Here is a 602-nt window from a genome sequence, read left to right on the forward strand (position 1 = left end):
GGCCGCCGCCTGTGCGGCATGTCACGGCCAGGAGGGCATCAGTCCCACCGGCGCCTTCCCCAACCTGGCGGGTCAGCAGGCCTCCTACCTGGCCAAGCAGATCATGGACATCCGCGACGGCAATCGCGTGGTGCCGCAGATGGCCGGCCAGGTCGACAACTTCTCCGACCAGGACGCCTGGGACGTAGCCAAGTTCTATGCCGACAAGGACGCGGCCCTGGGCCAGGCCGACCCGGACGAGGCGCTGGTCGCCCGCGGCCGCGAACTGTATCGCGCCGGCGACATGGCCAAGGGCATCCCGGCCTGCGCCGCCTGCCACACCCCCACCGGCCAGGGCATCGGCACCGCCGTCTACCCGGCGCTCTCCGGCCAGCATCCCGAGTACACCCTGGCCACCCTGCAGGCCTTCGCCTCCGGCGAGCGGGCCAATGATCCGGCCAACATCATGCGCGACATCACCAGCAAGATGAGCGATGCCGACATGGAGGCCGTGGCCAACTACGTGCTGGGCCTGCACTGAGACCGTCTCGGTCAGCGCATCTGCACACAGTCGGGGCGGCCTTCGGGCCGCCCCTGGCATATTTGCCGTAGCGTGCGTGGGG

General features: G+C 69.8%; 1 protein-coding gene. It reads left to right on the plus strand.

Going from position 1 to position 602, the window contains the following annotated elements; translation table 11 throughout:
• Positions 1–520: c-type cytochrome (locus tag AM506_RS23585; protein WP_152968659.1), on the plus strand; the 520-nt coding region annotated here is incomplete at its 5' end.
• Between the last annotated feature and the right edge of the window lie 82 nt (positions 521–602).

Origin of the sequence: Rossellomorea vietnamensis (genome assembly GCF_001305855.1) — a bacterium.
GTDB classification, from domain to species: domain Bacteria; phylum Bacillota; class Bacilli; order Bacillales; family Bacillaceae_B; genus Rossellomorea; species Rossellomorea vietnamensis_A.